Origin of the sequence: Streptomyces sp. NPDC053493 (assembly GCF_044544825.1) — a bacterium.
Taxonomy (GTDB): Bacteria; Actinomycetota; Actinomycetes; order Streptomycetales; family Streptomycetaceae; genus Streptomyces.
The window spans coordinates 333,992-340,672 of the sequence record NZ_JBITXS010000010.1; the positions used below are offsets into that span (position 1 = coordinate 333,992).

General features: G+C 73.4%; 8 protein-coding genes. 4 read left to right on the forward strand and 4 right to left on the reverse strand.

Going from position 1 to position 6,681, the window contains the following annotated elements:
- Window positions 1-71: 71 nt before the first annotated feature.
- The gene (locus ACIGO8_RS27025) at window positions 72-764 is read left to right on the forward strand and encodes a TerB family tellurite resistance protein (protein WP_399735792.1); all 693 of its coding nucleotides are present in this window, start codon (window positions 72-74) and stop codon (window positions 762-764) included.
- A 63-nt stretch (window positions 765-827) separates the two neighbouring features.
- Here the strand turns inward: ACIGO8_RS27025 and ACIGO8_RS27030 are convergent, their stop codons facing one another.
- Both ACIGO8_RS27030 and ACIGO8_RS27035 read right to left on the reverse strand, forming a co-directional pair.
- Complete coding sequence (locus ACIGO8_RS27030; RefSeq protein ID WP_399735795.1) at window positions 828-2,255, reverse strand: LuxR family transcriptional regulator; 1,428 nt, start codon at window positions 2,253-2,255, stop codon at window positions 828-830.
- Window positions 2,256-2,356: 101 nt separating this feature from the next.
- Entirely contained in the window at window positions 2,357-3,730 is a 1,374-nt protein-coding gene (locus tag ACIGO8_RS27035; RefSeq protein ID WP_399735797.1) for an FAD-dependent oxidoreductase, read from the reverse strand.
- A gap of 231 nt (window positions 3,731-3,961) precedes the next feature.
- Between ACIGO8_RS27035 and ACIGO8_RS27040 the strand changes: the two genes are divergently transcribed.
- The 3 genes from ACIGO8_RS27040 (at window position 3,962) to ACIGO8_RS27050 (ending at window position 5,791) form a co-directional block, all read left to right on the forward strand.
- Window positions 3,962-4,420 carry a hypothetical protein gene (locus ACIGO8_RS27040; protein WP_399735800.1) on the forward strand — a complete coding sequence of 153 codons (459 nt, stop codon included), beginning with the start codon at window positions 3,962-3,964 and terminating at the stop codon, window positions 4,418-4,420.
- 55 nt (window positions 4,421-4,475) lie between these two features.
- The gene (locus ACIGO8_RS27045; protein ID WP_399735802.1) at window positions 4,476-5,096 is read left to right on the forward strand and encodes a TOPRIM nucleotidyl transferase/hydrolase domain-containing protein; all 621 of its coding nucleotides are present in this window, start codon (window positions 4,476-4,478) and stop codon (window positions 5,094-5,096) included.
- 128 nt (window positions 5,097-5,224) lie between these two features.
- Complete coding sequence (locus ACIGO8_RS27050; RefSeq protein ID WP_399735805.1) at window positions 5,225-5,791, forward strand: ClpP family protease; 567 nt, start codon at window positions 5,225-5,227, stop codon at window positions 5,789-5,791.
- A 38-nt stretch (window positions 5,792-5,829) separates the two neighbouring features.
- On the opposite strand, the gene ACIGO8_RS27055 is transcribed toward ACIGO8_RS27050, so the two are convergent.
- Window positions 5,830-6,099 (reverse strand): DUF397 domain-containing protein, encoded by a 270-nt coding sequence (locus ACIGO8_RS27055; RefSeq protein ID WP_399735806.1) that lies wholly within the window; start codon window positions 6,097-6,099, stop codon window positions 5,830-5,832.
- Window positions 6,081-6,681, reverse strand: a 601-nt coding sequence (locus ACIGO8_RS27060) for a DUF5753 domain-containing protein (RefSeq protein ID WP_399735809.1), incomplete at its 5' end; no start/stop codon positions are given. The genes ACIGO8_RS27060 and ACIGO8_RS27055, both read right to left, overlap by 19 nt.

Below are 6,681 nucleotides of genomic sequence, written 5' to 3' on the forward strand. Positions count from 1 at the left end.
GCCAACGCAGGCGGTGTTGCCTGGGGGTACCTCCCGTGCCGAGGGCTACGGGGGCGTGAAGGAGGTGCGGCGTGCGATCAGCGCGGAAGTCTCGTGAGCGAAGCCTGGTTCTCTGCGGAATCCGCACCTCGTGGAACACGGTCGGCGACGGCGAGTTCTTCTGCGAGGAGTGCGGCGGGGACCGCAACTACCGGCGCCGCACCGGCCGCCGCCGGTTCGCCCTGCTGGGCGTGCCGGTGCTGCCGCGCGGTCAGGCCGGGCCGGTCGTCGAGTGCGCCGCCTGCCACACCCACTTCGGTACGGAGGTGCTGGCCCACCCGACGACCAGCAGGTTCTCGGGGATGCTCCGGGACGCGGTGCACACCGTCGCGCTCGCCGTCCTCGCGGCCGGCGGCACCTCCTCGCGTACCGCCGTGGACATCGCCGCCGCCGGCGTGCGGGCGGCCGGGTTCGCGGACTGTACCGGCCTCCAGCTCGTCGAGCTGGTCGAGGCGCTCGCGGCCGACACCGGCCGCTTCCTGCCCGACGCGAGCAGCGGCGGAGCGGCCCTCGCCATCGAGCTCCACGAGGCGCTCGAACCGCTCTCCCCGCACCTCGCGGTCTCCGGCCGCGAGTCGATCCTGCTGCAGGGCGCCCGCATCGCCCTCGCGGACGGCCCGTACACCCCGGCCGAGCGCGAGGCCCTCGGCACCGTCGGCAACGCGCTGGCCCTGTGCGCCGACGACACGGCCCGGCTCCTGGCGTCGGCGCGCAAGGTGGCCTGAGGCCGGGCCTCCGGCTTCGGCCGCGGCCGGTCGCGGCCGGGCGGCCCAGTGGGGAGCCGGCCGTCAGGTCGGGCCGGGGTCGTCGGCGCCGGTCAGGAGGGTGGTCGCCTTGCGGGCGGCCGGGGTGGCGCCGAGGTGTTCGAAGGTGGTGCGGGCGGCGGTCAGGCCGCGGCGGGCCGCCTCCTCGTCGCCCGCCGCCCGGTCGGCCGCCGCGAGCAGCGTCCGTACCCGCGCCGCCTCGTACGGCACCCGCAGCTCCAGCCAGAGTGCGAGCGCCCGCCGCAGCGGCCCGCGCGCCAGGTCCACCGCACCGCGCGCGGTGGCGGCCATGGCGGCGAGCAGCGGCGCGTCGGCGCCCGCGAGCCGTTCCAGCTCCTCGGCCGCGTCCGCGGCGGCGGACCGCTCGCCGAGGGCGAGGCTCACCTCGGTGAGCGCGGCGAGCAGCCGGGCCCGGCCGAGGAGGTCGTGCGCCGGGTCGGACTGGCAGGCCAGGGCCAGCCGCACACCGGCGAGCGCCGCGTCGGGCCGGCCCTGGGCGAGCCGCAGCAGCGCGAGCCCCGGCTGCGGCACCCGGCCGAGCTCATGGGCGTGCGCGTACGAGCGGGCCGCCTCCTCCAGGCGTCCCTGCCGCCGCTGGATCTCACCGAGCGCGTACGCCGCGGCGGCCGCCGCCCCGAGGCTGTCGGGCAGCACCTCCCGGCCCACGAGCCGCGCCTCGTCCTCCGCCCGCGCCCAGTCGCCGCGCAGGTCGAGCACCTCGGCGTGGTGGACACGGCAGGGCCCGCGGAAGGGACGGCCGGCCGGGAGCGCGCACCATGCCGTCGCCGCGTCCGTCCACCGGACCACGCGGTCGAGGTCCGCGGCGCCCATGCAGCGGGCGAGGGCCAGGCAGTACAGCCGGCCCGTGACGACGCCGCTCAGCTCGCCCGCCGTGACCGGGCGCATCGCCACGTCGAGGAGCGCGAGGGCTTCCGTCCGCCGGCCCTGGGCGAGGAGGACGGAGGCCTCGGCCTGGCGGCTCAGGGCGAGGAGGTCGGCGCTGCCTGCCCGGACCGCGAGCCGCGTCATGCGCCGGGCGGCGGCGAGGGCCGCGGCCGGGTCGTGGTGCTCCTCGGCCTCCTCGGCATCCGCCCAGGCGAGGTAGCACTGCTCGGGGCCGTCGGGCCGGCCCTCCAGGTGGTGCCGGGCCCGGCGCAGCCAGCCCGCGGCGGCCGCCGGCCGGCCCAGGTGGCGGTACTCGAAGGACAGCCACCACGCCGTGAGCCCGGCACCGCGCACGTCGCCCGCCGCCACGTAGGCGGCGTGGGCCCGCAGCCGGGCCGCGACGGACTCGTCGACGTGGCCGGACCACCAGGCGGAGTCGGCGAGGACGTCCAGGTCGCCGGGCCCGAGCGGCCCGGTGGGATGCCGGTCGGCCTCGTGCAGGAGGGCGTACGCACCGGCCCAGTCCTCGCGGGCCGCCGCGTTCCTGGCCCGTTCCATGACGGCCATGGCGGCTCCTTCCCGACCCTCTCAGGGTAGGACCGGGAAGCGCGACGGGCCCGGTCCGGACCTCAGGGGAGACCGAACCGGGCCCGTTCCTTCACGCGGGCTCAGGCGAGTTCGACGCCGCTCGCGCGCAGCATGTCCTCGCGCTCCACGATCTTCACGCGCTCGCGGCCCTGCGGCTCGCCGAGCGCCTTCTCGGCGGCGTCCAGCCGGTACCAGCCCTCCCACGTGGTGTACGTGAGGCCCTTCTCCTCCAGGAAGGACACGACCGCGTCCTCCTCCGGGTGGTCGGGCGTGAGCAGCCGGCCGTTCGCGTGGTCGTCGAGCAGGTTGGCCACGGTCTCGTTGGCGTCGCCCTTGGTGTGGCCGATGAGGCCGACGGGGCCGCGCCGGATCCAGCCGGTGACGTAGGTGGAGGCCATGTGCTCGCCGTTCTCCTCCAGCACCCGGCCGCCCTCGTCGGGCACGGTGCCGCTGACGGTGTCCCAGGGCAGCTTGGGCAGCTCGTCGGAGAGGTAGCCGACGGCGCGGTAGACGGCCTGGACGTCCCAGTCGGTGGTCCGGCCGGTGCCGGTGACGTTGCCGGTGCCGTCGAGCTCGGTGCGCTCGGTGCGCAGGCCGACGACCTTGCCGTCCTCGCCGAGGATCTCGACGGGCGACTCGAAGAAGTGCAGGAAGAGCTTGTGCGGGCGGTCGCCGACGTCGCGGATCGCCCAGTTCTCCAGGGTCTTGGCGACCATGTCGGTCTGCTTGTTCTTGCGGCGCTCGGCGATCGAGCCCTCGTCGTAGTCGATGTCCTCGGGGTTGACGACGACCTCGATGGTGGGGGAGTGGTCCAGCTCGCGCAGCTCCATCGGGCTGAACTTGGCCTGGGCCGGGCCGCGGCGGCCGAAGACGTGGATCTCCTTGGCCCTGTTGGCCTTGAGACCGTCGTAGACGTTCGGCGGGATCTCGGTCGGCAGCAGCTCGTCGGCGGTCTTGGCGAGGATGCGGGCGATGTCGAGGGCGACGTTGCCGACGCCGAGGACGGCGACCTTCTCGGCCTCCAGCTCCCAGGTGCGCGGGACGTCCGGGTGGCCGTCGTACCAGGAGGCGAAGTCGGCGGCGCCGAAGGAGCCGTCGAGCTCGACGCCCGGGATGCGGAGCTCGCGGTCGGCCATGGCGCCGGTGGAGAAGACGACGGCGTCGTAGAAGGCGCGGAGGTCGTCGAGGTGGATGTCGGTGCCGTAGTCGACGTTGCCGAAGAGCCGGACCTGCGGCTTGTCGAGGACCTGGTGGAGGGCGGTGATGATGCCCTTGATGCGCGGGTGGTCGGGCGCCACGCCGTAGCGGATGAGGCCGAACGGCGCCGGCATCCGCTCGAAGAGGTCGATGGACACGCCCGGTTCGGCGGCGGCCTCGGACTTCAGCAGCGCATCAGCGGCGTAGATCCCGGCGGGGCCGGCGCCGACGATCGCGACCCGGAGGGGGCGGGGCATGACGGGTTTCCCTTCGCAAGCGACGTGGCGGCGAGAGGCCGCCGCCACTTAGGTCACCCTAAATAACGCTCCAAATGATCCGGTACCCGGCCCCGGCCTATGACCTCATAAGCCGCGCTTATGGGATCACAAAGGGAACCCTGGACTCCGCCACCGGCCCGGCCGGGGCCGCGAGGTGCCCCGCAGGTGTTCCTGGGGTGTCCCTTAGGGTGGGTTTTCATGCGGAATTGGATGTTCGGCGGCATTTACGGCACGGTGCTGGCGAGTGCGCTGCTGGCCGCCCTCCAGAGCGAGGGCGAGAGCTTCACGCCCGTGTACGACGCGCTGTGGATCCTGGTCACGGCGGTGGCCTCGGGCCTCGTCCACGGCTACGCGCACCACATGGCCACCCATCACACCGGCAGCGCCTCGGTCCGCTGGCGACGCCTGCTCACCGCCCTGGGCGACGAATGGCCGCTGGTGGCCGCCGTCCTGCCGACCGTCGTGCTGCTCCTGCTCGCGGGCGCGGCCGACTGGCCCGAGCCCCCGGTCACGACGGCCGGCCTCACCCTCAACACCCTGCTCCTGGGCGCCTGGGGCACCTTCGCCGCCCTGAAGTCCGGCTACCGCCGCGGCTCGGCGGTCCTGGTGGGCCTGGCCGACGCGACGATCGGCCTGGCGATCGCGGTGGCCAACGCGCTCATCAAGTAGGACGGCCGACGGTAAATGCCTGGCACGGGGCCCGAAAGAGGCCGAGACTCGCCCCATGGCTGACATGAGGTCCTTCCGGGAAGCGGTCATCGGGTGGGCGGCGGCCGGCCCCGACGACGCCGAGAGGCCGCGGGAGGCCGCGCGCGAGCTGGCCGGGCGGCTGTCCGTCCAGGCCGTGGTCCTGCTCGAAGGACCGAGTGACGTCGCGGCCGTGGACGCGCTGGCAGTGCGCCGCGGCCGCGACCTGGCGGCGGAGGGCGTCTGCGTCCTGCCGATCGGCGGCGCGATGGCCGTCGGGCGCTTCGCCCGCCTGCTCGGACCGTCCGGCCTGGGCCTGCGCCTCACCGGCCTGTGCGACGAACGCGAGAGTCCCTACTACGCCCGAGGCCTGGAACGGCAGCGCTTCTTCGTCTGCGCGGCGGACCTGGAGGACGAGCTGATCCGCGCGCTCGGCGTGGAGCGCGTCGCGGAGCTCGTACGGGCGGAGGGCGACGAACGGGCCCTGCGGACCTTCCTGCGCCAGCCCGCACAACAGGGCAGGCCCGAGCAGCAGCGGCTGCGCCGCTTCTTCGGCACGAAGAAGGGCCGCAAGATCCACTACGGCCGCGTGCTCGTGGACGCCCTCGACGCCGACCGCGTACCGGCACCGCTGGAGGACCTGTTCGCCGTCCTCTGAGGCCGGCTCGTGTCCCCCATCGGGGGTACCGCCTGTGAGGACCGGGACGGCCGGTGGAAGGCATGCCTGCACAGCCCGACCCAGCCCGACCCAGCCCGAACGGACCTTCCCTCTGTCTGGAGGCCGGTATGCCTTCTGCCTCCTCCGGCTCCTCCGAGGACGACGCCGTCGTCGAGCGGCTGCTGCGGCACCGCATCATCCACGTCGCCGAGCCGATCTCCGGCGCGACCGCCGACCGCGTCACCGCCGAACTGCTGCTGCTGGCCGCCGAGAGCGACCTGCCCGTCACCCTCTACATCAACTCGTCGGGCGGCTCGGTGCCCGCCGGCATGGCGATCTACGACACCATGCAGTACATCCGGAACGACGTGGTCACCATCGGCCTCGGCTACTGCGCCTCGATGGCCCAGTTCCTCGTCTCCGCCGGCACCCCGGGCAAGCGCTACGCGCTGCCCAACACCCGCATGATGCTGCATCTGCCGTCCTTCGCCGACGCGGGCGCCGCGGACAGCGAGGGCACGCCGGTCGGCGAACTGCACCACACCAGGGCCCGGATCACCGATCTCATCGCCCGCCACACCCACCGCGAACCGGCCCAGGTCGCCGCCGACTTCGCCGACGACCGCTGGCTCACTCCGGCGGAGGCGAAGGACTACGGGCTCATCGACGACGTCCTGGCTGCCGCGACGCCGTGACGGCCGACGCGGTGGCCGTCAGACACTCAGCAGCGTCGTCACGCCTTCACGCCGGCCACGAACGCGGCCCACGCGGCGGCGGGAACGACGAGCGCCGGGCCGTCCGGGACCTTGCTGTCGCGGACGGGGACGACGCCGGGGACACCGTCGAGGACTTCGAGGCAGTCGCCGCCCGACCCGTTGCTGTACGAGCTCTTGCGCCAGGCGGCGCCGGCGAAGTCGTAGGAGACCTCCACGCAGGATCCGCCCTCGCCGTTGCTGTGGGAGCTCTTGAACCAGTGGGCGTTGTTCAGGTCGTACGCGCGCATCGTCTGAAGTCCTCCGCCGCCGACTCGATCAGTGCGAGGGACGCCTCCGGCGACAGCGTGGCGACCCTGAGCAGATCGTAGGTCCGCTGCGCCTGCTTCACCACTGCCGGATCATCGAGGAGAGTCCCCGAAAACTCCGTTTCTGTATAGGCCGTTGGCGGCTGGTCCGCGAACTCCATGAGTTTGAGGGTTCCGGTCATGTGCGCGTGTGCGCCGACCTTGCGGGGCAGCACGGTCACCAGCACCCAACGCTGCCGCGCCAGCGCCGCGATGTGCTCCAGCTGAGCCGCCATGACCGCCGTCCCGCCCACGGGAGTGAGCAGGGCGTTCTCATGCAGAATGACCCAATACTCAGGCCTTGTAGCGCCCTTGAGGATCGTCTGCCTCTTGATCCGTGAGGTGACCTTCTCCTCGATGTAGTCCTCCGCGGCGAACGGATGCACAGCCAGCGTCACCGCACGCGCGTACTCCGGAGTCTGAAGCAGCCCCGGCACCACCATTGGCGCGAACTCGCACAGCTTCGTCGCCACCGACTCCAGCTCCGCCACCTCGTGGAAATACGAGGCGTACGGCGAGCCGTCG

Excerpts from the sequence above, each read along its gene's own strand:
- ACIGO8_RS27055 (WP_399735806.1), bottom strand. The coding sequence starts at position 6,099 with ATGCGCGCGTACGACCTGAACAACGCCCACTGGTTCAAGAGCTCCCAC.
- ACIGO8_RS27035 (WP_399735797.1), bottom strand. The coding sequence starts at position 3,730 with ATGCCCCGCCCCCTCCGGGTCGCGATCGTCGGCGCCGGCCCCGCCGGG.
- ACIGO8_RS27040 (WP_399735800.1), top strand. The coding sequence starts at position 3,962 with ATGTTCGGCGGCATTTACGGCACGGTGCTGGCGAGTGCGCTGCTGGCC.
- ACIGO8_RS27030 (WP_399735795.1), bottom strand. The coding sequence starts at position 2,255 with ATGGCCGTCATGGAACGGGCCAGGAACGCGGCGGCCCGCGAGGACTGG.
- ACIGO8_RS27045 (WP_399735802.1), top strand. The coding sequence starts at position 4,476 with ATGGCTGACATGAGGTCCTTCCGGGAAGCGGTCATCGGGTGGGCGGCG.
- ACIGO8_RS27050 (WP_399735805.1), top strand. The coding sequence starts at position 5,225 with ATGCCTTCTGCCTCCTCCGGCTCCTCCGAGGACGACGCCGTCGTCGAG.